The organism is Streptomyces sp. JLSY215 (genome assembly GCF_059682825.1).
On the sequence record NZ_CM185022.1, the window covers coordinates 2,403,214 to 2,427,673 of the forward strand.

Genomic DNA, 24,460 nt, shown 5'->3' on the forward strand with positions numbered 1-24,460 from the left:
CCGCGGCCCGCTACCGCACCGCCGACTTCAGCGGCCGTGCGGCGTCCGCGGCCCGGACCGGGTCGAGGGCGGCGCCCTTCTCGATGAGCTTGCGTCCCTGGGCCAGGTCCCGGGGGCGGCCGACGGCGAGCAGCGCCACCAGCTGTCCCTGGCGGAGCCACAGCACGGACCAGGAGGCGCCGGCCGGGTCGCCGCGCCAGATCATCTCGTCGGCGGACTGGTGATGCCCGGCGTACTGCACGAACCGGCCGAACTGCTCGGACCAGAAGTACGGGACCGGGTCGTAGACGATGCCCTCGGCCTCCCCGCGGGCGATGTTCTCGGCGACCGTGCGGGGGCCCTGGAGGGCGTTGTCCCAGTGGTGGATCAGCAGGCGGCGGCCGTAGCGGGCGGAGGGGAAGGAGGCGCAGTCGCCGACCGCGTAGACGTCGGGGGCGGAGGTGCGCAGCTGTTCGTCGGCGAGTACGGAGCCGTCCTCGGGCGACAGGGCGATGCCGGAGCCGGCCAGCCAGCCGGTCGCGGGCCGGGCGCCGATGCCGACGACGACGGCGTCGGCGGGGAGCGTCGTGCCGTCCTCGAGCGTGACCGCGCCGGGTGCGACGGCGGCGACCCGGGCTCCGGTGCGCAGTTCGGCGCCGGCGTCCGCGTACCAGGAGGCCATATGGGCGGCCACCTCGGCGGGCAGCGCACCGGCCAGCGGGCGGTCGGCGGCCTCGACGACGGTGACCGAGCAGCCCGCCTCGCGGGCCGCGGTCGCGAACTCGGCGCCGATCCAGCCCGCGCCGACGACCACGATCTCGTGCCGGGCGGCGAGCACCGGCCGGAGCCGCTCGGCGTCGTCGAGGGTGCGCAGCAGATGGACGCCGGGCACGCCCTCGCTGCCGGGCAGCAGGACGGGGTCGGCGCCGGTCGCGAGTACCGCGTAGTCGTAGGCGATCGGGCCCTCGGCCGTATCGGCTTCGTGGGCGTCCGGGCGGAGCGCGGTGACCGGGCGGTTGAGGTGCAGTTCGATGCCGAGGGCGGCGAAGTCGACGTCGAAGGCGGCGCCGTCGGCCTTGCCGAGCAGCAGCGCCTTGGACAGCGGCGGGCGGTCGTAGGGCTGGTGGGGCTCGTCGCCGAGCAGGGTGATCGCGCCGCGCCAGCCCGCCTCGCGCAGGGCGACCGCGGTCTGTACCCCCGCGATTCCCGCGCCGGCGATCACGACGCGCGGCGTGTGGTCAGGGGTCCGGGAGGACGTGCTCTGCTCGCTCACCCGCTCACTGTAGGACGGCGGGGGAGGCCGCTCGCAGCAGCACGCAAGGAGATCTCTGACACAGCGTCACGGACGGTGACGCCGGGGCGCCGCCCGGGGGCGCTCCCTTACGGCGCGTCGCGGGCGCGTATTAGGGTGACGGATACACGCACTCGCGGGAGCCCGGACGTACCGGGCTGAGAGGGAGGCTGGCCGGCCTCCGACCGTACGAACCTGATCCGGGTCATGCCGGCGAAGGGAGGGGCTGGACGCCCATGCTTCCACCTGCCACATCATCCGTGCCCGCCGCAGGCCACCCCGATGTCCTGGTCATCGGGGGCGGCATCATCGGGCTGGCCACCGCCTGGCGGGCGGCCGGCCGCGGGCTGACGGCCGCGGTCGTCGACCCCGCGCCCGGTGGCGGCGCCGCCCGGGTCGCGGCCGGCATGCTGGCCGCGGTCACCGAACTCCATTACGGCGAGCAGACCCTGCTCGGCCTCAATCTGGCCTCGGCGCGGCGGTATCCGGACTTCACCGCGGAGCTGGAGGAGGCCGCCGGGCAGCGGATCGGGTACCGGCGGTGCGGCACCCTGGCCGTGGCGCTGGACGCCGACGACCGTGCCCATCTGCGCGAACTGCACGCCCTGCAGACCCGGTGCGGGCTGGACTCCCAGTGGCTGACGGGCCGCGAGTGCCGCCGTCTGGAGCCGATGCTGGCTCCCGGGGTACGCGGCGGCCTCCGGGTCGACGGCGACCACCAGGTCGATCCGCGCCGCCTGGCGAGCGCCCTGCTGACGGCCTGCGAGCGCGCGGGGGTGGTCTTCCACCGGGACCGGGCGGAGCGGCTGACGGTCGACGGCGGGCGCGCCACGGGCGTCGAACTCGCCGGCGGCGGGCGGCTGCCGGCCGGTCAGGTGGTGCTGGCCGCGGGCAGCTGGAGCGGGCGGCTGGCCGGGGTGCCCGAGGCGGTGCTGCCGCCGGTGCGGCCGGTCAAGGGGCAGGTGCTGCGGCTGCGGCTGCCGCAGGTGCCGGCCCGGAGCCCCGCCTTTCTGTCGCGGACCGTACGGGCCGTCGTCCGGGGCAATCCCCTCTACCTGGTGCCCCGGGAGAACGGCGAGCTGGTGCTGGGCGCCACCAGCGAGGAGCTGGGCTGGGACACCACCGTCACCGCGGGCGGAGTCTACGAGCTGCTGCGGGACGCGCACGAACTGGTCCCCGGCATCACCGAGCTGCCGCTCGTCGAGACCTGCGCGGGCCTGCGCCCCGCCTCCCCCGACAACGCCCCGCTGCTCGGCCCGTCCGCGCTGCCCGGTCTCCAGCTGGCCACCGGGCACTTCCGTAACGGTGTTCTGCTGACGCCGGTGACCGGCGACGTGATGGCCGAGGCGCTGGTCACCGGGCGCCTCCCGGAAGAGGCCCGCCCGTTCTCCCCCGCGCGCTTCACCGCCCCACGGGCCGAGCGCGCCCGCGTCCCAGAGGAGCAGCCCGTATGAGCGCGCCCCCTTCCACCGTGTCGGTGTCCGTCAACGGCGAGGCCCGCGAGATCCCCGGGGATCTGACCCTCGACCGCCTTGTCGCGACCCTGACCCCGGCGTCCTCCGGGGTGGCCGCCGCGGTCAACGAAACCGTGGTGCCGCGCACCCAGTGGCCCACCACTCCGCTCGGCGACGGCGACCGCGTCGAGGTGCTCACCGCGGTCCAGGGAGGCTGATCCGCAGACATGGCCGACGATCCGCTCACCATCGGTGACACCACCTTCACCTCGCGCCTGATCATGGGCACCGGCGGTGCGCCCAGCCTTGACGTCATGGAGCGGGCGCTGCTCGCCTCCGGTACGGAACTGACCACGGTCGCCATGCGGCGGCTGGACCCGAGCGTGCAGGGCTCGGTGCTGTCCGTACTGGAGCGGCACTCGATCCGGGTGCTGCCGAACACCGCGGGCTGCTTCACCGCGGGCGAGGCGGTGCTCACCGCCCGGCTCGCCCGGGAGGCGCTCGGTACCGACTGGGTCAAGCTGGAGGTCGTCGCGGACGAGCGCACCCTGCTGCCCGACCCGATCGAGCTGCTGGACGCCGCCGAGACCCTGGTGGACGACGGGTTCACGGTGCTGCCGTACACGAACGACGACCCGGTGCTGGCCCGCAAGCTGGAGGACGTGGGCTGCGCCGCGATCATGCCGCTGGGCTCGCCGATCGGCTCCGGACTGGGCATCCGCAATCCGCACAACTTCCAGCTGATCACGGAACGGGCGGGCGTCCCCGTCATCCTGGACGCCGGCGCCGGCACCGCCTCGGATGTCGCGCTCGCCATGGAGCTGGGCTGCGCGGCGGTGATGCTGGCCTCCGCGGTGACCCGCGCCCAGGAACCGGAACGCATGGCCGCGGCCATGCGCCATGCGGTCGAGGCGGGCCGCCTGGCCCGCCTCGCGGGGCGCATCCCCCGACGCCACTTCGCCCTGGCCTCATCGCCGGAGGAGGGCGTGGCGGCACTCGATCCGGAGCGGCCGGCGTTTCAGTAACGCGCCCCACGTTGTCGTCTGCGGCCCCTTCGCTGCGCTTTGCCTGGGCCGTACGTTTTCGGCTGTCCCGCCGTGGGGGTTTGTCGCCGTTGCGCCTGCGCGGCGGGCGTGGGTTTGTCGGGTGCGGTGCCACCCCTCCGGACTTCGTCCTGCGGGGTGGCCCCTCCCGTGGGTGGGTGGGAAAGGCCGGTGGGGGCGGGCGTCGTGCGTCGGGTGCCGGTGATCGTGTCCACCGGGTGCACCTGACCACCGGCGCACGCCCCCACGGTCTTCCCCACCCCCCAACGGGGAGGGGGCGGGCCGCAGGACGGAGTCCGGAGGCCCGGTCCCGCAGCCGAACAGCCCCGCGCAAGCGGCACCGCCCGCCGCAGGCGCAACGGCGAGAAACCCCCACGGCGGGACAGCCGAACACGTGGGGCCTCTAAACTACGGCCCGTGGATACGACCCTTCAGGACCCGCTAGAGGGCCAGCTGCTCGACGGCCGCTACCACGTCCAGGCGCGCATCGCCGCAGGCGGGATGGCCACGGTCTACCGGGCCTTGGACACCCGTCTCGACCGTGTGCTCGCGTTGAAGGTGATGCACCCGAGCCTGGCCACCGACGCCGCGTTCGTGGACCGGTTCATCCGCGAGGCGAAGTCGGTCGCGCGGCTGTCGCACCCGAACGTGGTGGGCGTGTTCGACCAGGGTACGGACGGTACGTACGTCTATCTGGCGATGGAGTACGTGGCCGGGTGCACGCTGCGGGACGTACTGCGGGAGCGGGGCGCCCTGCAGCCGCGGGCCGCGCTGGACATCCTCGAGCCGATCCTCGCCGCCCTGGGTGCCGCGCACCGCGCGGGTCTGGTCCACCGGGACATGAAGCCGGAGAACGTCCTGATCGGCGACGACGGCCGGGTCAAGGTCGCCGACTTCGGGCTGGTGCGCGCGGTCGACACCAACACCACCGCCTCCACCGGTTCCGTTCTGGGCACCGTCTCGTATCTCGCGCCCGAGCAGATGGAGCACGGCACGGCGGATGCCCGGGTCGATGTCTACGCCTGCGGTGTGGTGCTCTTCGAGATGCTGACCGGCGGCAAGCCGCACACCGGCGGCTCCGCGGCGCAGATCCTCTATCAGCATCTGCACGAGGACGTGGCCGCGCCGTCCGTTTTCGTGCCGGGTCTGGCGCCGCAGCTGGACGGTCTGGTCGCGCTGGCCACCGCCCGCGATCCCCAGCTGCGCCCGCAGGACGCGGTGGCGTTGCTGTCCCGGACGCGGTCGGCCCGCGCCGAGCTGGGCGACGAGCAGCTGGACGCGGTGCCGCCGCAGGCGCACGACGTGCCGGGGAGCGACGCCGAGCGTACGGACGTGCTGCCGCGGGTCGGCGGTCCGGCGGCGCCCGGCGACGCGGAGCTGAACCGCACCAGCCGCTTCGAGGTTCCGCCGGCGGACGCGGTGCCCGCCAACGAGCGGACCACGCGGCTGCGCCCGGTGCCCGCCGCGGCGCCGCGTGCGGGCCTGATACAGCGCCACAAGATCCTCACCATCGTCGCGGCCGTCCTGCTGGTCCTCGGGGTGGGCACGGGCGTCTGGTACATCACTGCCGGCCAGTTCACGACCGTCCCCGCGGTCCTGGACATGACGCAGGCCAAGGCGGTCAAGACGCTGCACGACGAGGGGCTGGACGTGAAGGTGGTGCGCGGCTTCAGCTCGAATGTGGAGCGCGGCCATGTCATGAAGACCGACCCGGGGACCGGCAAGCAGATCCGCGGTACGGACACGGTCACCCTCACCGTCTCCCGGGGCCCGGAGATCGTCTCCGTACCGGACCTGTCGGGCACCCCGGTGGCCGACGCCAAGCGCAAGCTGCGTGACCTGGGTCTGATTCCGGGCACCGTGAAGCGGGACTTCGACGCCGATGTCGCCCAGGGCTCGGTGATCGGTACGGATCCGGCCGCGGGCAGCAAGCGGCGGCCGGACACCGCGGTGGCGCTGACGGTCAGCCGGGGTGCGCCGATCGATGTGCCGGAGGTGATCGGGGACGACCGTGCCGATGCCGAGAGCACGCTGCGCGAGGCGGGCTTCAAGGTCAAGTTCGCGGACCAGCCGGTCTTCTCCGAGCAGGACAAGGGCACCGTCGCCCAGCAGTCCAACGACCCGGACAAGCCGCTGGGCAAGGGCGACACCGTCACCCTCACGCTCTCCAAGGGGCCTCAGATGGTCACCGTCCCGGACGTGACCGGCCAGAGCGAAGCGGACGCCAGGAAGGCGCTGACGGATGCCGGCTTCCAGGTCGAGGTGAAGAAGCCGTGGCTCTTCCCGCAGGACGAGGTCGACAGCCAGTCGGTCGAGGGTGACCAGCAGGCCCCGAAGGGCAGCACGATCACCATCAAGCTCAAGGGCGCCCTGTAGTTCTCCTGGTCGGCGGCCGTCCGGCGGACGGCCGCCGCGGGGCACCTGGCACCCTGTGAGGGTGAGTACCGCAGAGCACGACGGGCACCGCGCCCGCGCACGTAATCCGGTCGGCGGCCATGTGCCGGTGGCCGGCGGCCTGGCGAAGATCGGTCTTCCGTACGCCCGTGAGATGGGCGGGGAAACCGTGCAGGTCTTCGTGGCCAATCCGCGCGGCTGGGCGACGCCGGCCGGCAGCCCCGCACAGGACGAGGCGTTCCGGGCCGCCTGTGCGCAGGAGGACATTCCGGCGTACGTCCATGCGCCGTATCTGATCAATTTCGGGTCGCACAACGAGGCGACGGTCGACAAGTCGGTGGACTCCCTGCGGCACTCGCTGCGGCGCGGCCGGGAGATCGGCGCGCTCGGGGTGGTCGTGCACACCGGGTCGGCGACCGGCGGGCGGCCGCGGACCGAGGCCCTGGCGCAGGTACGGGAGCGGATGCGGCCGCTGCTGGACGAACTGACGCGGGACGACGACCCCTGGCTGCTGCTGGAGCCGACGGCCGGGCAGGGCGCTTCGCTGTGCGCGCTGGCCGAGGATCTCGGGCCGTATTTCGCCGCGCTGGACCGGCACCCGAAGCTCGGCGTCTGCCTGGACACCTGTCATGCGTTCGCGGCGGGGCACGACATGGCGGCGCCGGGCGGGATGAAGGCGCTGCTGGACGAGCTGGTGGAGGTGACCGGCGAGGGCCGGCTGAAGCTGATCCACGCCAATGACTCCAAGGACGTGGTGGGCGCCCACAAGGACCGGCACGCGAACATCGGCGCCGGGCACATCGGCGCGGAGCCGTTCGGGGAGCTGTTCCGGCATCCGGCGACGGAGGGGGTGCCGCTGGTCATCGAGACGCCGGGCGGCAAGGAGGGGCATGCGGCGGACGTGGCCCGGCTGAAGGAGCTGCGGTCGCCGTCGGCTTCCACCACCCTTGCTTGATACCCCCCGGGGGTATACGGTTCCCGCTGTCGGGCAGGAACCGCTACCTCTCGTTGGGGGCTCCCCATGCAGCACCACGCGCACCATGAGCACCACACCGCCGAGCACCACACCGTCGACCAGCACGCCATCGAGCACGAGGAGGCGGGGCACGAGGCGGCCGGGCAGCACCACGCCGGGCACCACGACCACGATCATGGTCACGGCCACGGCCCCGTCAGCTGGGCGATGGCCGCCAAGGCCACCCTGCACTGCCTCACCGGCTGCGCCATCGGCGAGATCCTCGGCATGGTGATCGGTACCGCGCTGGGCTGGCACAACGTCCCGACGATGATCCTGGCGATCGCGCTGGCCTTCGTCTTCGGCTACTCGCTCACCCTGCGCGGCGTCCTCAAGGCCGGCGTGGACTTCCGTACGGCGTTCCGGATCGCGCTCGCCGCCGACACCCTCTCCATCGCCGTGATGGAGCTGATCGACAACGGCGTCATCGCACTGTGGCCCAGCGCCATGGACGCCCATCTGTCGGACCTGCTGTTCTGGGGCGCCCTGGCGGCCTCACTGGCGCTCGCCTTCGTGGTGACCACGCCGGTCAACAAGTGGATGATCGGCCGCGGCAAGGACCATGCGGTGGTGCACCGGTACCACCACTGAGGGCGGGCGCACGAGGGGCGGGGGCGCGGGGCTCAGAGCTCCGGGCCCTCGCCCGGCTCCTCCTGATACGAGTAGCGCTGCTCGCGCCAGGGGTCGCCGAGGTTGTGGTAGCCGCGCTCTTCCCAGAAGCCGCGGCGGTCGGCCGTCATGTATTCGATGCCGCGGACCCACTTGGGGCCCTTCCAGGCGTACAGATGCGGCACGATCAGCCGGACCGGAAAGCCGTGTTCGGCGGTGAGCAGTTCACCGGAACGGTGGGTGGCGAAGATGCAGTTCCCGTCGGCGAAATCCGCCAGCCGCAGATTCGAACTGAATCCGTACTCGGCCCACACCATCACATGGGTGACGTCCGGCGCGGGCGGCGCGAGATCCAAGATCGTCTGCGTCCGGACCCCGCCCCATTCGGCTTTCAGCATGCTGAATTTCGTCACGCAGTGCATATCGGAGACGACGGTCGCATAGGGCAGGGCGGTGAATTCCTCATGCGTCCAGCAGTGCTTTCCGCCGTCCGCGGTGGCGCCGAAGGCGCGGAACTCCCAGCGTTCGGAGCGGAACTTCGGCACCGGACCGTAATGCGTCACCGGCCAGCCCCGCTGCAGTCGCTGCCCCGGAGGCAGCTGAGGATGCTCCTCATCGCGGCTGTGCGGCTGACCCATGCCTCCATGTTGTCAGACCGGACGGGGTGCCGATGACCAGGGAGGGAGAGAATCGGGCAACTCGTACTAAGCGTGCACTTACTGGATGTCTGCTCCGGGCGGTGCAAGGATGCGCGGCACCTGCCCAGTTCTCGCGCGGAAGGAGCCCGCAGCCATGCAGGGCGACCCCGAGGTCATTGAATTCCTCAACGAGCAGCTGACTGCCGAGCTGACCGCGATCAATCAGTACTTCCTGCACGCCAAGATGCAGGAGAACTTCGGCTGGACGAAGCTCGCCAAGTACACGCGCAGCGAGTCGTTCGACGAAATGAAGCATGCGGAGATCCTGACCGACCGCATTCTCTTCCTCGACGGGCTGCCGAACTACCAGCGGCTGTTCCATGTGCGCGTCGGCCAGACCGTCACCGAGATGTTCCAGGCCGACCGGCAGGTCGAGGTGGAGGCGATCGACCGGCTCCGGCGCGGTATCGAGATCATGCGCGCCAAGGGCGACATCACCTCGGCGAACATCTTCGAGGACATCCTCGCGGACGAAGAGCACCACATCGACTATCTCGACACCCAGCTGGAGCTGGTCGAGAAGCTCGGCGAGGCGCTGTACATCGCCCAGCTGATCGAGCAGCCGAGCTGAGCGCGCTCACCACCGCACGGGCCGTACCGCCCCGCAGGGCTACGCGGCCTCCTGGAGCTCCACGGGCGCCGCTGCGGCCACCTCCGCGACCGGCGGGGGTTCGGCCGCGGCGCCCAGCAGATCGGAAGCGCCGCTGTCGATGAGCTCACGGCGCGGGCATGCGCCACGGCCGAGCAGCTGCTGGATGCGGCGCACACAGCCGCCGCAGTCCGTGCCGGCCTTGCAGGCGGAGGCTATCTGGCGGGGCGTGCAGGCGCCCGTCCCCGCGTGTTCGCGGACCTGCTGTTCGGTGATCCCGAAACATGAGCAGACGTACACGCGGTTTCACCTCCGTAGGGACACTCACCCGCGGACGCCCGGCGACGCTCACCGGCCCGCCGATCTTGAGTGAGGTAACCCTTACCTTACCTGGACCGCGGGGCGGCGACAATGCGGAGACAACGCGATGGGGCGCGGATCACAGGATCCGCGCCCCACTGCCGTATACGGGCCGAAGCCCCGCGAGCCCTACTGGTCGCGGTACATCTCCGCCACCAGGAACGCCAGGTCGAGCGACTGGCTGCGGTTGAGCCGGGGGTCGCAGGCGGTCTCGTAGCGCTGGTGCAGATCGTCGACGAAGATCTCGTCGCCGCCGCCCACGCACTCCGTGACGTCGTCACCGGTCAGCTCGACGTGGATGCCGCCCGGGTGCGTGCCGAGGCCCTTGTGGACCTCGAAGAAGCCCTTGACCTCGTCCAGCACATCGTCGAAGCGACGGGTCTTGTGACCCGAGGCCGCCTCGAAGGTGTTGCCGTGCATCGGGTCGCAGATCCACGCCACCTGGGCGCCGGTGGCGGTGACCTTCTCGACCAGCTCGGGGAGCTTGTCGCGGACCTTGTCCGCACCCATCCGGGTGATGAAGGTCAGCCGGCCGGGCTCGCGCTCCGGGTCGAGGCGCTCGATGAGCGTGAGCGCGTCCTCCACCGTGCTGGTCGGGCCGAGCTTGACGCCGATGGGGTTACGGATGCGCGAGGCGAACTCGATGTGCGCGCCGTCGAGCTGCCGGGTGCGCTCGCCGATCCACACCATGTGGCCGGAGACGTCGTAGAGGTTGCCGGTGCGCGAGTCCACGCGGGTCAGCGCCGACTCGTAGTCGAGGACCAGCGCCTCGTGGGAGGCGTAGAACTCGACGGTGCGGAACTCCTCCGGGTCCACCCCGCAGGCGTTCATGAAGTTCATCGCGCGGTCGATCTCGCGGGCCAGCGCCTCGTAGCGCTGCCCGGAGGGCGAGGACTTCACGAAGTCCTGGTTCCAGGCGTGCACCTGGCGCAGGTCGGCGTAGCCACCGGTGGTGAAGGCACGCACCAGGTTGAGCGTCGCGGCGGACGCGTTGTACATCCGCTTGAGCCGCTGCGGGTCCGGGATGCGGGCCGCCTCGGTGAACTCGAAGCCGTTGACGGAGTCGCCGCGGTAGGTCGGCAGCGTCACGCCGTCGCGGGTCTCGGTCGGCTTGGAGCGCGGCTTGCTGTACTGGCCGGCGATCCGTCCGACCTTGACCACCGGGACGGACCCGGCGTAGGTCAGCACGGCGCCCATCTGCAGGAGCGTCTTGAGCTTGTTGCGGATGTGCTCGGCGGAGACGGCGTCGAAGGCCTCCGCGCAGTCGCCGCCCTGAAGCAGGAACGCCTCACCACGGGCGACCGCTCCCAGGCGCTCACGCAACTGGTCGCACTCGCCCGCGAAGACGAGCGGGGGATAGGACTCGAGCTCCGCGATCACATCGCGCAGAGCCTCTTGGTCCGGCCAGTCAGGCTGCTGCGCCGCGGGCAGGTCTCGCCAGGTGTTGCCACCGGCGTGGGTTTCAGCGTTCACGGTCACGAACACCACATTACGGGGTCCCGACGGGGGGTCCAGCACGGCGACCGCAGTATGAGACGGGTCCGCTGCGCTTTGCCTGCGCCCCACGTTGTCGGCTTCCCCGCCGTAGGGGTCCTCTCCGTTGCGCCTGCCCGTCCGCTGCGCTTTGCCTGGGCCGACGTTTTCGGCTTTCCCACCGTGGGGGATTGCCGCCGTTGCGCCTGCGGCCCGTTCGCTGCGCTTTGCCTGGGCCGACGTTTTCGGCTTTCCCACCGTGGGGGTTTGCCGCCGTTGCGCCTGCGGCGGGCGGTGGTCGCTGCGCGAGGCGGTTCGGCTGCGGGACCGGGCCTCCGGACTCCGTCCTGCGGCCCGGCCCCTCCCCGATGGGGGTGGGAGAAACCCGGTGGGGGTATGCGTCGGCGGTCAGGTACGGCCTGTGCATCCCGTCACACTGAGCTGGATACGAGACGCTCGCCCCCACCGGCCTTTCCCACCCACCCACGGGAGGGGACGGACCGTAGCGGCGAAGCCGTGTAGGGCCGTCACCGCACCCGAAAATCCCACGCCCGCCGCAGGCGCAACGGCGAACAACCAGCGCGGCGCCGCAGACGACAACGTGGGGTAAGGTGCCGCCCATGCACGCGCAGCCGACCTTCAACAGGAACTGGTGGTGGACCGCTCATCCGGCGGCCCACTGATTCGCGCGCACCCACAGACTCCGCGAAGGCCGCCCCAGGGGCGGCCTTCGGTGTTTCCCGATCCGGGTCGTCCCTCTCCCCCAGCACATGAGTGAGAAGGACGAGAATCATGCATCTGCCCGAGCTGCTCGCCGACGACCGGCCCTTTGCCCTGCTGCACCGCCGCACCCCCGGCCGTGATCACCACACGGTGGAGGTCCTCATCGGTTCCGTCGCGGCGTACGACCGGCTCGCCGACCTCCCCGAGGGGCTGGCGATGGTGCCGTTCCGGCAGATCAGGGAGCGCGGTTTCGATGTCCGCGACGACGGCACGCCGCTCATGGCGCTGGTCCCGGAGGAGACGTACGAGGTGCCGCTCGCCGAGGCGCTGGCGCAGCTTCCCGGCCATGCGGTGCAGGTGCGGGGCGGGGGCTTCGATGTGACCGACGAGGAGTACGCGGCGATCGTCGGCCGGGTGCTGGACGAGGAGATCGGGCGGGGCGAGGGCGCGAACTTCGTCATCCGGCGTACCTATGAAGGCGAGATCCCGGGGTTCGGCAGGGCCGATGCGCTCGCGCTGTTCCGGCGGCTGCTGGTCACGGAGCGGGGCGCGTACTGGACGTTCGTGGTGCACACCGGTGACGGGGCGGAGGGGCGCACCCTGGTCGGTGCCAGCCCCGAGGTGCACGTACGGATGACGGGCGAGCGGGGCGGGGCCGAGGCGCTCGCGGGCGACGGCGGACCGGGGGCATCTCCCAGCGGTGGCCCGGGGCGGGTGGGCGGCACCGTCGTGATGAACCCCATCAGCGGGACCTACCGCTATCCGGCCGGCGGCCCGACCGCCGAGGGGCTCCTGGAGTTCCTCTCGGACGGCAAGGAGATCGAGGAGCTCTCGATGGTCGTCGACGAGGAGCTCAAGATGATGTGCACCGTCGGCGACATGGGCGGCGTGGTGATCGGGCCGCGGCTGAAGGAGATGGCGCATCTCGCGCACACCGAGTACGAGCTGCGCGGACGGTCGTCGCTGGATGTGCGGGAGGTGCTGAAGGAGACGATGTTCGCGGCGACCGTCACCGGATCGCCCGTGCAGAACGCGTGCCGGGTCATCGAACGGCACGAGGCGGGCGGCCGCGGCTACTACGCCGGTGCGCTGGCGCTGATCGGGCGCGATGCGGGCGGCGCGCAGACGCTGGACTCGCCGATCCTGATCCGTACGGCCGATATCGCCGCGGACGGGAAACTGCGGGTGCCGGTCGGGGCGACGCTGGTACGTGGCTCGGACCCGGCGGGCGAGGTGGCCGAGACCCACGCCAAGGCGGCGGGCGTGCTCAGCGCGCTCGGTGTGCGCCCCGCTCCCGCCCGCCCCGGCGGGCGGGAGGGCGCGGCGGGCCCGGCACCCCGGCTGGCCGACGACCCGCGTGTGCAGGCGGCGCTGGCCGGCCGCCGCGCCGCCCTGGCCCCCTTCTGGCTGCGGATGCAGACCACCGCGCCGACCGCCGCGCTCGGCGGCCATGCGCTGGTCATCGATGCCGAGGACACCTTCACCGCGATGCTGGCGCATCTGCTGCGCACCTCGGGTCTGACGGTGGACGTCCGCCGCTACGACGAGCCGGGGCTGCGGGCCGCCGTGCTCGCGCACGAAGGGCCGGTGGTGCTCGGCCCCGGCCCCGGCAACCCGGCCGACGCCGCCGACCCCAAGATGCGGGCGCTGCGCGCGCTGACCGCGGAGCTGGTGCGCGAGCACCGGCACGGTCTGCTGGGGGTGTGCCTGGGCCATGAACTGCTCGCCGCCGAGCTGGGGTTGGAGATCGTCCGCAAGGAGGTGCCCTTCCAGGGCGCGCAGGAGCGGATCGACTTCTTCGGGCGCAGGGAGACCGTCGGCTTCTACAACACCTTCACGGCCCGCTGCGACGACACCACGGCAGCCGAACTGGCCATGCACCGCGTCGAGTTGAGCCGGGACGCGGATACCGGCGACGTCCATGCGCTGCGCGGGCCCGGCTTCGCGGGCGTGCAGTTCCACCCCGAGTCGGTGCTGACGCTGGACGGCGCCGCGGTCACTGCCCAGCTGCTGGCAGCTGTCCTCGTGTGACCAGCATGTTCTCGTTGGTGCGGTGGGCCAGATAGTCCTCGACGTTGCGTACGGTGGCGTCGACGATCTGGCCGACCGCGTCCTCGGTGAAGTACGCCTGGTGCGAGGTGACCAGCACATTCGCGAAGGTCATCAGGCGGGCGAGGGTGTCGTCGTCGATGACGTCCAGGGACTTGTCGAAGAAGAAGAACTTGGCCTCCTCCTCGTAGACGTCCAGGCCGACACCGGTGAGCCGGCCGGCCTTGAGCGTGTCGACGAGGGCCGCGGTGTCGATGAGCCCACCCCGGCTGGAGTTGATCAGGATCGCATCGTCCTTCATCGCGGCGAGCGCGGCGGCGTCGACGAGGTGCCGGGTGTCCTCCAGCAGCGGGACGTGCAGGGTGATCAGGTCCGACCGGGCGAACAGCTCCTCGCGGCCGACGTACTTCATGCCGAGCGCGGCGCAGTTGGGGTTCTCGGCGATGTCGCAGCCGAGGAGATTCATGCCGAAGCCATGGGCGATCCGGGTGAACGCCTCGCCGATCCTCCCGGTGCCGATCACGCCCGCCGTGCGGCCGCGCAGATCGCGGCCCATCAGGCCGTCCAGCCGGAAGTCGAAGTTGCGGGTGCGGTTGGCGGCGAGGACGATCCGCCGGTTCAGCGCCAGCGCCAGGCCCCAGGCGAACTCCGCGACCGCGTAGGGGGAGTAGCAGGAGACCCGGCCGACGGTCAGGCCGAGGTCGGCCGCGGCCTGCAGATCGACGTTGTTGAAGCCCGTGGAGCGCTGGGCGATCATCTTGGTGCCGCCGACCGCGAGGACCTGGAGCACGTCGGCGCTCAGATCGGCGTTGACGCTGGAGCTGACGATCTCGTAGCCGTGGGCGATGGGGGCGGTGTCGCGGTTGATGAAGACGTCGAGGCTGCGGACCTGGTGCCGACCCTCGAAGGCCCGCTCCAGCTGTGCGCGCTCATCCGCCTGGACACCGAAGGCGACGATCTCCACGTTCTCTCCCGCCGGTACGTTTTCGCCCCGCATAGACGCAATGGGCCGGATATGTCGCGTATGGCGAATATACGGCCCATTGGGTGGCGGCGCCGACCGGAGCGGGGGCCGGGCGGGGATGGGGTGGGGGTGGGGGTGGGGACGCGGATGGGGATGGGGATGGGGATGGGGTGGCGCGGGGCGGGGCGGGGGCCTTGGGGCGGGGTCCCTTAGGGTGCGGGCGAACAGATCCCGTAGGGGTTGCGAGCGCCCCCTGCGGGGCCACAACGCGGCGGGCGGGCCGGATGTTCCCGGGGGTCCAGGCATCCGGGGGTCCAGGCATCCGGAGGCACCTTGACGCACCGCCGCGCAGGGCCCCGCAGGGCCCCGCAGGCCCTCGCAGGCCCCCGCGAACTCACCCGAAGAAGACGCCCGCCTCGGAGTAGAGCGACGGGTCGACGGTCTTCAGCTTCGCCGTCGCCTCCTCGATCGGCACCCGGACGATGTCGGTGCCGCGCAGCGCGACCATCTTGCCGAAGTCGCCGTCCCGCACCGCGTCGATGGCGTGCAGCCCGAAGCGGGTGGCCAGCCAGCGGTCGAAGGCGCTGGGCGTGCCGCCGCGCTGGGTGTGCCCGAGTACCGTCGTCCGCGCCTCCTTGCCGGTGCGCGACTCGATCTCCTTGGCCAGCCACTCCCCCACGCCCGACAGCCGGACGTGCCCGAAGGAGTCGGTGGACCCGTCCTTGAGGACCATCTGGCCGTCCTTGGGCATCGCGCCCTCGGCGACGACCACGATCGGGGCGTAGCGGACCTTGAAGCGGGACTCGATCCAGCCGCAGACCTCGTCGATGTCGAAGCGCTGCTCGGGGATGAGGATGACGTTGGCGCCGCCGGCGAGCCCGGAGTGCAGAGCGATCCAGCCGGCGTGGCGGCCCATCACCTCGACGACCAGGACCCGCATATGGGATTCGGCGGTGGTGTGCAGCCGGTCGATGGCCTCGGTGGCGACGCCGACGGCGGTGTTGAAGCCGAAGGTGTAGTCGGTGGCCGAGAGGTCGTTGTCGATGGTCTTGGGGACGCCGACGCAGGGCACGTCGTATTCGCCGGAGAGGCGGGTGGCGACGCCGAGGGTGTCCTCGCCGCCGATCGCGATCAGCGCGCCGATCTCGTTCTTGGTCAGGGTGTCCTTGATCCGGCGGATGCCGTCGTCCTCTTTGAAGGGGTTGGTCCGCGAGGAGCCGAGGATGGTGCCGCCGCGCGGCAGGATCCCGCGGACCGCGGCGATGTCCAGCGGCACCGTGTCGTCCTGGAGGGGGCCGCGCCATCCGTCCCGGAAGCCGACGAAGTCATATCCGTATTCCTGGGTGCCCTTGCGGACGGCGGCCCTGATCACCGCGTTCAGACCAGGGCAGTCGCCGCCGCCGGTGAGTACTCCGACCCGCATCGCTTCACCTATCCCGTCGTTGGCCGCCTACGGCCGTGCATGAGCAGACCCGCGTCACGCTAATGGTGACGTACATCACGTACGTCACTCCGGGATGGGGCAAACGCCGATTCCATTGATTTGCCCGGGAGTTGATTCCGGGCGTTCACCCGTACGAGCGGGTGAACTCACGGCCGCGTGGTTACGCGTCGTCGAGGCCGCGCTCGATGGCGTACCGCACCAGCTCCACGCGGTTGTGCAGCTGGAGCTTGCCGAGGGTGTTCTGGACGTGGTTCTGCACCGTGCGGTGCGAGATGACCAGCCGCTCGGCGATCTGCTTGTACGAGAGGCCCTTGGCCACCAGGCGCAGCACCTCGGTCTCCCGCTCCGTCAGCTGCGGTGCGCCCGGCTCGTCCGGCGCCGAGGGGGCCGGCTCGGTGGCGAGGCGGCGGTACTCGCCGAGCACCAGACCGGCCAGGCCCGGCGTGAACACCGGGTCGCCGGCGGCCGTGCGGCGCACCGCGTCGAGCAGCTCCTCCGTGCTCGCCGACTTCAGCAGATAGCCGGTCGCCCCGGACTTGACCGCCTCCAGGACGTCGCCGTGCTCGCCGCTCGCGGAGAGCACCAGCACCCGCAGCGCCGGGAGGGAGCCGACCAGCTCCTTGCACACCTCGACGCCGGGCAGGCCCGGCAGATTCAGGTCCAGCACCAGCACATCGGGGGCGGCGGCCTGCGCCCGGCGCACCGCCTGGAGGCCGTCGCCGGCCGTCGCCACCACCTCGCACCCGGCCTCGGCCAGATCCCGCGCGACCGCGTCCCGCCACATGGGGTGGTCGTCGACCACCATCACCCTCAGGGCCGTCTGCTCACTCACTCTTTCGCCTTCCCCCGCCCTCTGCCCTTGGGCTCCGCGCCCTTGGGGACCGTCAGCTCAACTTCCGTGCCCTGGCCGGGGGTCGAGATCCACTCGGCGCTGCCGCCCAGGTCCCGCAGCCGGCCGCGGATCGACAGGGCCACGCCGAGGCGGCCCTCGCGCTCGGCGTCCGCGAGCCGTCCCTCGGGGATGCCGGGGCCGTCGTCGCGGACCGTCACGATCACGGCCTGCGGTTCGTCCTCCACCAGGATCCACGCGTGGGCGTCGTCCCCCGCGTGCACCCGTACATTGTCCAGTGCGGCACCGACAGCGGCCGCCAGCTCCGCCGCGGCGGCGGCCGCCAGCTCGACCGGGGCGCCGGGCTCGGAGAAGGTGACGCCGGCACCCGCGTACGGGGCGAGCAGGGCACGGACGTCGCACGGGCCGCCGGCCGGTGCGGGCGACGGGCCGGTGTGCGGGGCCGGCGGCAGGGGTGCGGCCTCCGCCCGCGGCGGCGGCAGCAGCCCGCCGGCCACCAACGTCCGCAGCGCGACCTCCTGTTCACCCGCCATCCGGCCCAGCTCGGCCGCCTCGCCGCCGATGGCGTTGCCGCGCCGCTGCACCATCGCCAGCACCTGCAGCACGCTGTCGTGGATGTCGCGGGCCAGGCGCTCCCGTTCGCGGGTGGCGGCCTCTATCCGGAGTGCGCGGGCGAGGGTGCGCTCACTGGCGCGGGCCACCTCGACGACATAGCCGATGGCGACGCTGGCCACCCACACCAGGACGACGTTGTGGATGGTGTCGCGGGCCAGCTCCTGGCGTTCGACGAGGTTGGCGACGGCCACCGCGGCGGAGGCCACCGCGGCCCAGCGCCAGCCGCGTTTGATCGCGAAGCCCAGGACGGCGCCCGCCGTCCAGATGGAGGGCAGCGTGGGCCCGCCGCCCGCGACGCGGGCGGCGGTGTCGACCAGCGGCGTCAGGAGGATGCCGCCGACGGCGAGGGCGAGGTCGACGATCAGGAAGTGCCGGGTGCAGCGCTCCGCGGTGGTCGTACGGCGCCAGGTGAACGCCATCCAGACGGTGAGCGTGGCCATGTAGGCGAAGGCGCCCAGCGGATGGGCGTACTGCTTGTACGTGAGGGCGAACAGGCAGAGCGCGTAGCAGAGGGTGAGGATGCGGTAGCCCGTGAGCGCGCGCCACAGCGGCAGCTCCACGGACATCCGCAGCACCCTCGGGCGCTTGCCGTGGCGCCTGGCGGCGCCGACCGCCGCTGTGTCGGCATCCGTCATGCCGGCCCCCCACCCCTCGCCGGGCGCGTTTACGCCCCGGTCGTCTCGGCCTTTCCGGCGGCCTTGCCGGCCTCCGCCTCGGCCTTCTTCTTCGTCTCGGCCGCCTTCGCCGCCTCGGCGATCTGCCGCTTGGCCGCCGTCGCGTAGATGTCGACGTACTCCTGGCCGGACAGCTTCATGATCTCGTACATGACCTCGTCGGTGACCGACCGCAGGATGAAGCGGTCGCCCTCCATGCCCTGATAGCGGGTGAAGTCCAGCGGCTTGCCGATCCGGATGCCCGGCCGGATCATCTTCGGGACGATCTTGCCCGGAGGCTGCACCTTCTCGGTGTCGATCATCGCCACGGGGATGACCGGCGCTCCGGTGGCCAGTGCGACGCGGGCCAGTCCGCCCGGCTTTCCGCGGTAGAGGCGGCCGTCCGGGGAGCGGGTGCCCTCCGGGTAGATGCCGAACAGCTCACCGCGCTCCAGCACCTCGATGCCGCTCTTGATGGCCGCCTCGCCGGCGCCCCGGCCGCCCGAGCGGTCGACCGGCAGCTGGCCGACGCCCTTGAAGAACGCGGCCGTCAGCTTGCCCTTCACCCCCGGGGAGGTGAAGTACTCGGCCTTCGCGATGAAGGTGACCTTGCGGTCGAGCACCGCGGGCAGGAAGAAGGAGTCCGAGAAGGACAGGTGGTTGCTCGCGAGGATCGCCGGACCCTCGGCGGGGATGTTCTCGATGCCTTCCACCCAGGGCCGGAACGCAAGCTTCAGCGACCCGCCGATGGAAAACTTCATTGCGCCGTAGATCAACCGACTGCCTCCTGTGTGTGACGCAAAGACCTTAACCTGCCCCGGCGCCCCGCTCGCCGCGGCGGGGCTGCGAGGGGCCCATCTACGGCCGAGCGGACTGCGCGCAACGGGGCCGCGCGGGCGCCGCCGGACCTATCCGCTCCGCGTCGCTCCGCGTACCCTGAGGTAACCCACCAGGCCCCCTTTATCGATCGGAGTTCCCCGGTGCCGCTCCTTCCCGGAGCCGAGCCGTTCCGCCGTGACGGCGGAGAGGTCGGCGTCCTTGTGTGCCACGGCTTCACCGGCTCCCCTCAGTCCGTACGCCCCTGGGCCGATCATCTGGCCGACCGCGGGCTGACCGTCGCCCTGCCCCTGCTGCCGGGGCACGGCACCCGCTGGCAGGACCTGGCGATCACGACGTGGCAGGACTGGTACGCCGAGGTCGACCGCGAGCTGCGCGCGCTGTCCGAGCGCTGCACCAAGGTCTTCGTCTGCGGCCTGTCGATGGGCGCCGCGCTGGCGCTGCGTCTGGCCGCCCGGCACGGCGACGCGATCAGCGGCGTGGCCGTGGTCAACCCTGCCAACAAGGTCCATGATGCCGCGGCGCCGCTGCTTCCGGTGCTGCGGCATCTCGTACGGTCCACCAAGGGGATCGCCAGCGACATCGCCAAGCCGGGCGCGGCGGAGGTCGGCTACGACCGGGTGCCGCTGCAGGCCGCGTACTCGGTGCGCCGCCTCTTCCAGCAGGTCGACTCCGAACTCCCGGGCGTCACGCAGCCGTTGCTGGTGATGACCAGCCCGCAGGACCATGTCGTACCGCCCGCGGACTCGGAGCGGATCCTCGCCCGGGTGTCCTCCACGGACGTCCGGCACAAGCTGCTGGAGCGCAGCTATCACGTCGCCACGCTCGACCACGACGCCGAGCAGATCTTCGCGGATACCTTCGCCTTCATCACCCGGCTCGCCCCCGAGGCGCTGCCCGGTGACGTCAAGGAGGGGACGGCGGCCAGTGGCGGAGCATAGCCCGCGCGACCCCCAGGAACCGCTGGACGAAGAGGCCGCGTGGGCCGAGATCGTCGCGGGGTACGGCGAGCAGCCGGAGTTCCCCACGGTGGACGAGGACACCGAGGACGGCCGTATGGACGCCGAGAACGGCAAGGGCGCCGAGGACGGTACGGACGGCAAGGGCGGCGCGGACGCCGCGGACGCCAAGGACGGCAAGGCGCTTCCGGAGGGCGGCGACACGGCCTCCGGAAGCGCCCGGCCGGGCAGCTTCGTCGTCTTCGCCCCCGGCGTGGGACCCCGCGACTGGAGCGCCTCCGAGCCGTCCGACGACGACTTCGACGAAACGGACGAGGGCCACTTCACCCCGCCGGAGCCGCCCCCGCTGCCACAGGCCGATGTCACCACGAAGTTCGCCTGGCTCGCGGTGCTCGGCGGTCCGCTGCTGCTGGTGACGATGGTGATCATCCAGCAGCCCGTGACGTGGTGGATCGCCCTCCTGGGCATCGGCGGCTTTCTCGGCGGCTTCGCCACGCTGGTGGGGCGGATGGGCAACGACGACGGGGACGACGACGATCTGCCGGGCGGCGGGGCGGTGGTGTAGACCCCGGCTAGCCGCTGGCCGGCACGCGCAGTGCGGCCAGCACGGGCAGATGGTCCGTGGCGGCCCGCAGATCCGCGGCCCGCACGCCGGGCAGGCCGTGCGGCACACCGCAGCCGAGCACCTCCACGCCCTCCGTCGCGAACACGGCGTCGATCCGCTGATGCGGATCGTGGGGCGTGGAGGTGAACTCCCCGCCCCACGGCCCGGCCGTCCAGCCGTCCGTCAGCGCCCCCGCCAGCCGCCGGAAACTCCTGCCGTCCGGCCGGTCGTTGAGGTCTCCGCCCGCGACCGCGTACGGGACGTCCAGCAGCGCCAGCCGCTCCAGCAGCAGACCTGCCTGCCGGTAGCGTTCCGCGTCGGCGAGGCTGAGGTGGCAGCTGAGCACCCCGAGCCGGGCGCCGCCGATCCGTACCACGGCGGTCGCGAAGCCCCGCTGGTGCAGGCCGGGTGTGCGGGGCAGCAGGATGTCCTCCGTACGCTCCACATGGGCGCGCAGCGTGGAGAGGATCATCGGGCCCGCGGCCGGGGCGCCGCCGGTGACGTACACCAGCCCCGACGTCCGGGCCAGCCGCTCGGCGGCCTTGCGCCAGCGGAAGAACCGCGGCGCCTCCTGGATCAGTACGAGGTCGGGGGCGCAGGCCCTGATGACCCGGGCCAGCGCCGCGCGGTCGTCGCGCAGCGAGCGGATGTTGTAGCTGAGCACCCGGATCACGGCCGAACCGTCGGGTTCGGTATGGGAGTCGGGGAGCGGGTTCAAGGGGGCGGGCCTCCTCTTACGGCTGACCCGGCGCCGCTCCCAGGGACATGGCGGACGGCCGTCGGGTTCCTCGGTCGGTGGTTGCGCGGCTGCCGCACGTCGGCCTTCTCATGGAACGGCAGCGCCCGCCACGTTCCCATAGGACGCGGCGGGCGCTGTGCTGCAACGGAAAAGTCAGCCCTGACGGGCGAGGTCGGCCGCGCCGACCAGCCCGGCCTTGCCGCCCAGCTGCGCGGCGAGCACCTGGGCGTGCGGGCGGTACTGGTTGCCGACCAGCCAGCGGCGGAAGGACTTGCGGATCGGTTCGAGGACCAGCTCGCCCTCGTCGGAGACGCCGCCGCCGACGATGAAGGCGGACGGGTCGAAGAGGGAGGCGAGGTCCGCCAGGCCCGCGCCGGCCCAGCGGGCCAGTTCGCGGAAGGAGTCGATGGCGACCGCGTCGCCGCGGCGGGCGGCCGCGCTGATGTGCTTGCCCTGGATGCCCTCGGGGGTGCCGTCGCCGAGCGAGAGCAGGACCGTGGCGTTCTCGGGGGTGGCGAAGGCGCGCTGGCGGGCGTAGCGCAGCAGGGCGCGGCCGGAGGCGTACTGCTCCCAGCAGCCCTGGCTGCCGCAGCCGCACAGCAGGCCGTCGGGCACGACCCGGATGTGGCCGAACTCCGCGGCGACGCCGAAGCGGCCGCGGCGCAGCTTGTTGCCGATGATGATGCCGCCGCCCAGGCCCGTGCCGAGCGTGATGCAGATGACGTCGCTGTGGCCCTGGCCCGCGCCGAATCTGTATTCGCCCCAGGCCGCGGCGTTGGCGTCGTTCTCGACGACCACGGGGAGGCCGACGCGCTGCTCGACCTTGTCCTTGAGCGGCTCGTGGCGCCAGTCGATGTTGGGCGCGAAGAGGACCGTGGCCCGCTTCTCGTCGACATAGCCGGCCGCGCCGATGCCGACGGCCTCGATCTGATGGCCGCTGCCGACCTGGCGGACGGCGTCCGCGATGGCCTCGGTCAGCGCGTCGGTGGCCTGCGGGGTCGGCACCTGGCACGTTTCGAGGATCGAGCCCTCTTCGTCGACCACGCCGGCCGCGATCTTCGTGCCGCCGATGTCGACGCCGATGGTGAGTCCCATGTGTCCCTCAGTTATTCGCTCGAACCCCGCCGGGATCAACCGTACCGGAGGAGGGACCGCCTTCCCTGCCGTGCGGTTGCGGGGCGTCAGTCGAGATCGATGCGCTCGGTGCCGGTGGGGCCGTCGTCGTCGCGCGGGTCGCCGGAGCGGCCCTCGGGGCGGTCCCCGGGGCGGTCGGCGGCGTCGTCGCGGGTCCAGCGGCGCTCGCTGCGCTCGACGGCCGAGCGGTAGGCGGCGAGCAGTTCGGAACCGGCCGCGGCGAGGTGGTCGAAGACATCGGGGTTGCGCTCGATCACCGGCTCGACGGCGGCCTTGGCCTGCCGGAACAGCTGGCTGACGGCGCCCTGCGCGGCGATCCCGCCCAGCGCGCCGGGCAGCTGGATGCCGGCGAGCTTGTCCGTGACGGCCTCGGCGAGCTTGCGCAGCTCCTCGGCGGCGCTGCCCGGCTGCGGGCCGTATGCACTGCGGCGGCGGGCCTGCTCCGCCGCAAGGTCCTCGGCGCAGGCCGTCTCCCAGGCATCGGCGTCGACGCCGGCCGTGCGGTCGGCGGGGCGCTCGGTGGCGTCACTCATGATGTTCTCCGTGGGCTCCGGCGGCGGGACTTACTCCCGACGTTACCAACGATGCCGGGTGACAACGTCGGCCTTTCGGCACCAAGGCCGAAAATACGTACGGATTCCGCGGGCGGGATCCGCACGGCCGTCCGTGGTGCCGTGATCGCGCTGTCCACGCCGCCGGAAACGCGCCGGCCGCAGGGCGGTACGGCGTTCAGGAACTCCGCTCGGTGCCCGCCGGCCACAGGGCGGGGTCGGGTGTGAAACGGATGTCGAGGACGCCGTCGCGCAGTCCGGCGCCGGAGACCGTGCAGCGGCGCAGCGCGGAGGGGAGCGTACGGATCCGCCGGAAGGAGCCGACGGTGACGACGATTTCGTCGCCGCGGCGCACCAGGCTCAGGCCGTCGCGCCGGGCGCCGGGCAGCGGCACCCGCCACAGGAGGATGCCGTCGGTGGCGAGGCGGTCCGCCACGGTCCAGGGGTCGTGGCGGGCGTCGGCGGAGCCGGTGGCGTCGGCCGGGCCGGTCGCGTCGGCAGATTCGGCAGGTTCATCCAGGTCCGCCGGTTCGGCAGGGCCGGCCAGCTCGGCCAGGTCCTCGACGCCCTGCGGGTCCCGGCCCAGGTGCGGCACCTCGTGCACCGGCAGATCGGGGTATTCCTCGCGCAGCGCCTTGAGGGCGGTCTGCTGGCTGCCGGAGAGGGCGGCGAGGAAGGGGTCCGCGGAGCCGGTGGGCAGCAGGCGGTTGACGAGGAGGGCGTCGGTGCGCCGGCCGTGGAGCGCGAGTCCGGCGCGCAGATCGCGCAGCGCGGCGGCGGCGACCGGACCGGCGTCGGTGACCAGGCGTACGGAGGTGCCGGGGGCCTCGATCACCCGCTGGACGGCGGCGAGTTCGCGCTCCCAGCGCTCGGCGGCCTCGTACAGCTTCTGGGCCGGCATCGGGACGCCGGCGAGCTGGGCGAGCACCGGGCGCAGCGCACGGGCGGCCTGCCGCTCGGGCGGCAGCAGGCGGCGCAGATAGCGTCGGACCTGGGCGGGCAGCGCGAGCAGCCGGATCGTTTCGGCGGCGGGCGGCATGTCGACGACGAGCAGGTCCCAGTCGTCCGAGGAGTGTTCGGCGCGCAGGGCGTGCAGCAGCGCGAAGGCCTCGGAGCCGGGGAGTTCGGTCAGTTCGTCCTCGTCGAGCGGGCCGGCGCCGAGCAGGTCGAGGGCGGCGCCGGCGCGTTCCTGGAAGGCGAGGAACTCCTGGCGGAAGCGGTCGCCGGAGTCGATGCGGCGGGCGTGCAGGCCAGGGGCTATCGCCGTCGGGGCATCCGCACTCAGACGCGAGCACAGCACCGCTTCCGGAGCGCCGCTCTCGGCCGTGAGCAGCAGTACGCGCGCTCCCCGCCGGGCACCGGCCAGGGCGGTCGCGGCGGCCAGCGTGCTGCGGCCGGCCCCGCCGGGACCGGTGACGAGGACGGTGCGCATG

The 24,460-nt window shown here is 72.3% G+C and carries 24 protein-coding genes and 1 riboswitch; of the genes, 11 read left to right on the forward strand and 13 right to left on the reverse strand.

Annotation, left to right across the window (positions count from 1 at the left end; genetic code table 11):
- Positions 1-10 precede the first annotated feature (10 nt).
- Entirely contained in the window at positions 11-1,252 is a 1,242-nt protein-coding gene (locus tag AC5677_RS10760) for an NAD(P)/FAD-dependent oxidoreductase (protein ID WP_497194795.1), read from the reverse strand.
- Positions 1,253-1,396: 144 nt separating this feature from the next.
- Positions 1,397-1,509: riboswitch (TPP riboswitch) on the forward strand.
- Here AC5677_RS10760 and thiO point away from each other — a divergent pair.
- The 6 genes from thiO (at position 1,507) to AC5677_RS10790 (ending at position 7,767) form a co-directional block, all read left to right on the forward strand.
- Complete coding sequence (gene thiO / locus AC5677_RS10765; protein ID WP_497194796.1) at positions 1,507-2,724, forward strand: glycine oxidase ThiO; 1,218 nt, start codon at positions 1,507-1,509, stop codon at positions 2,722-2,724. Its footprint overlaps the riboswitch before it by 3 nt.
- Positions 2,721-2,942 (forward strand): sulfur carrier protein ThiS, encoded by a 222-nt coding sequence (gene thiS / locus AC5677_RS10770; protein ID WP_497194797.1) that lies wholly within the window; start codon positions 2,721-2,723, stop codon positions 2,940-2,942. The genes thiO and thiS overlap by 4 nt, the downstream gene beginning before the upstream one ends.
- Positions 2,943-2,951: 9 nt before the next feature.
- On the forward strand, positions 2,952-3,749 hold the full coding sequence (locus tag AC5677_RS10775; RefSeq protein WP_497194798.1) for a thiazole synthase: 798 nt from the start codon (positions 2,952-2,954) through the stop codon (positions 3,747-3,749).
- Between the two features lie 435 nt (positions 3,750-4,184).
- Positions 4,185-6,143 carry a Stk1 family PASTA domain-containing Ser/Thr kinase gene (gene pknB, locus AC5677_RS10780; protein ID WP_497194799.1) on the forward strand — a complete coding sequence of 653 codons (1,959 nt, stop codon included), beginning with the start codon at positions 4,185-4,187 and terminating at the stop codon, positions 6,141-6,143.
- 61 nt (positions 6,144-6,204) lie between these two features.
- The gene (locus AC5677_RS10785) at positions 6,205-7,116 is read left to right on the forward strand and encodes a deoxyribonuclease IV (RefSeq protein ID WP_497194800.1); all 912 of its coding nucleotides are present in this window, start codon (positions 6,205-6,207) and stop codon (positions 7,114-7,116) included.
- 66 nt (positions 7,117-7,182) lie between these two features.
- Positions 7,183-7,767: a DUF4396 domain-containing protein gene (locus AC5677_RS10790; RefSeq protein ID WP_497194801.1), complete on the forward strand. Its 585-nt coding sequence runs from the start codon at positions 7,183-7,185 to the stop codon at positions 7,765-7,767.
- A 32-nt stretch (positions 7,768-7,799) separates the two neighbouring features.
- On the opposite strand, the gene AC5677_RS10795 is transcribed toward AC5677_RS10790, so the two are convergent.
- Positions 7,800-8,423, reverse strand: coding sequence for a sulfite oxidase-like oxidoreductase (locus tag AC5677_RS10795; protein WP_497194802.1), 624 nt, complete (start codon positions 8,421-8,423; stop codon positions 7,800-7,802).
- A 154-nt stretch (positions 8,424-8,577) separates the two neighbouring features.
- On the opposite strand from AC5677_RS10795, the gene bfr reads away from it, so the two are divergent.
- Positions 8,578-9,054: a bacterioferritin gene (bfr, locus tag AC5677_RS10800; protein WP_497194803.1), complete on the forward strand. Its 477-nt coding sequence runs from the start codon at positions 8,578-8,580 to the stop codon at positions 9,052-9,054.
- A gap of 39 nt (positions 9,055-9,093) precedes the next feature.
- Here the strand turns inward: bfr and AC5677_RS10805 are convergent, their stop codons facing one another.
- Together AC5677_RS10805 and AC5677_RS10810 are read right to left on the reverse strand one after the other, a co-directional pair.
- Positions 9,094-9,372: a (2Fe-2S)-binding protein gene (locus AC5677_RS10805; RefSeq protein WP_497194804.1), complete on the reverse strand. Its 279-nt coding sequence runs from the start codon at positions 9,370-9,372 to the stop codon at positions 9,094-9,096.
- 189 nt (positions 9,373-9,561) lie between these two features.
- Positions 9,562-10,905, reverse strand: a complete 1,344-nt coding sequence (locus tag AC5677_RS10810) for a class II 3-deoxy-7-phosphoheptulonate synthase (protein WP_403507464.1) — start codon at positions 10,903-10,905, stop codon at positions 9,562-9,564.
- A 620-nt stretch (positions 10,906-11,525) separates the two neighbouring features.
- Between AC5677_RS10810 and AC5677_RS10815 the strand changes: the two genes are divergently transcribed.
- Together AC5677_RS10815 and AC5677_RS10820 are read left to right on the forward strand one after the other, a co-directional pair.
- Positions 11,526-11,588: a trp operon leader peptide gene (locus AC5677_RS10815; protein ID WP_497196580.1), complete on the forward strand. Its 63-nt coding sequence runs from the start codon at positions 11,526-11,528 to the stop codon at positions 11,586-11,588.
- 109 nt (positions 11,589-11,697) lie between these two features.
- Positions 11,698-13,659 carry an anthranilate synthase family protein gene (locus AC5677_RS10820; RefSeq protein ID WP_497194805.1) on the forward strand — a complete coding sequence of 654 codons (1,962 nt, stop codon included), beginning with the start codon at positions 11,698-11,700 and terminating at the stop codon, positions 13,657-13,659.
- Here the strand turns inward: AC5677_RS10820 and AC5677_RS10825 are convergent.
- From AC5677_RS10825 to AC5677_RS10845, 5 genes are all read right to left on the reverse strand, one after another.
- Positions 13,625-14,641, reverse strand: a complete 1,017-nt coding sequence (locus AC5677_RS10825; protein WP_497194806.1) for a 2-hydroxyacid dehydrogenase — start codon at positions 14,639-14,641, stop codon at positions 13,625-13,627. The two genes, AC5677_RS10820 and AC5677_RS10825, sit on opposite strands and share 35 nt — an antisense overlap.
- 394 nt (positions 14,642-15,035) lie before the next feature.
- Positions 15,036-16,064 carry a 6-phosphofructokinase gene (locus AC5677_RS10830; RefSeq protein WP_497194807.1) on the reverse strand — a complete coding sequence of 343 codons (1,029 nt, stop codon included), beginning with the start codon at positions 16,062-16,064 and terminating at the stop codon, positions 15,036-15,038.
- Positions 16,065-16,245: 181 nt separating this feature from the next.
- A complete protein-coding gene (locus AC5677_RS10835; RefSeq protein ID WP_497194808.1) occupies positions 16,246-16,917 on the reverse strand; it encodes a response regulator in 672 nt (223 codons plus the stop codon).
- Complete coding sequence (macS, locus tag AC5677_RS10840) at positions 16,914-18,185, reverse strand: MacS family sensor histidine kinase (RefSeq protein WP_497194809.1); 1,272 nt, start codon at positions 18,183-18,185, stop codon at positions 16,914-16,916. Before macS ends, AC5677_RS10835 begins: the two co-directional genes overlap by 4 nt.
- Before the next feature lie 29 nt (positions 18,186-18,214).
- Complete coding sequence (locus tag AC5677_RS10845; RefSeq protein ID WP_497194810.1) at positions 18,215-18,964, reverse strand: lysophospholipid acyltransferase family protein; 750 nt, start codon at positions 18,962-18,964, stop codon at positions 18,215-18,217.
- A gap of 219 nt (positions 18,965-19,183) precedes the next feature.
- Between AC5677_RS10845 and AC5677_RS10850 the strand changes: the two genes are divergently transcribed.
- Together AC5677_RS10850 and AC5677_RS10855 are read left to right on the forward strand one after the other, a co-directional pair.
- Positions 19,184-19,981: an alpha/beta hydrolase gene (locus AC5677_RS10850; protein ID WP_497194811.1), complete on the forward strand. Its 798-nt coding sequence runs from the start codon at positions 19,184-19,186 to the stop codon at positions 19,979-19,981.
- Positions 19,968-20,564, forward strand: a complete 597-nt coding sequence (locus tag AC5677_RS10855; RefSeq protein ID WP_497194812.1) for a hypothetical protein — start codon at positions 19,968-19,970, stop codon at positions 20,562-20,564. Before AC5677_RS10850 ends, AC5677_RS10855 begins: the two co-directional genes overlap by 14 nt.
- A gap of 7 nt (positions 20,565-20,571) precedes the next feature.
- On the opposite strand, the gene AC5677_RS10860 is transcribed toward AC5677_RS10855, so the two are convergent.
- The 4 genes from AC5677_RS10860 to AC5677_RS10875 form a co-directional block, all read right to left on the reverse strand.
- Entirely contained in the window at positions 20,572-21,321 is a 750-nt protein-coding gene (locus AC5677_RS10860; protein ID WP_497194813.1) for an endonuclease/exonuclease/phosphatase family protein, read from the reverse strand.
- Between the two features lie 174 nt (positions 21,322-21,495).
- A complete protein-coding gene (locus tag AC5677_RS10865; RefSeq protein WP_497194814.1) occupies positions 21,496-22,437 on the reverse strand; it encodes an ROK family glucokinase in 942 nt (313 codons plus the stop codon).
- A gap of 86 nt (positions 22,438-22,523) precedes the next feature.
- The gene (locus AC5677_RS10870; RefSeq protein WP_497194815.1) at positions 22,524-23,009 is read right to left on the reverse strand and encodes a DUF5304 domain-containing protein; all 486 of its coding nucleotides are present in this window, start codon (positions 23,007-23,009) and stop codon (positions 22,524-22,526) included.
- Between the two features lie 196 nt (positions 23,010-23,205).
- Positions 23,206-24,459, reverse strand: a complete 1,254-nt coding sequence (locus AC5677_RS10875; RefSeq protein WP_497194816.1) for an ArsA family ATPase — start codon at positions 24,457-24,459, stop codon at positions 23,206-23,208.
- Position 24,460 lies beyond the last annotated feature (1 nt).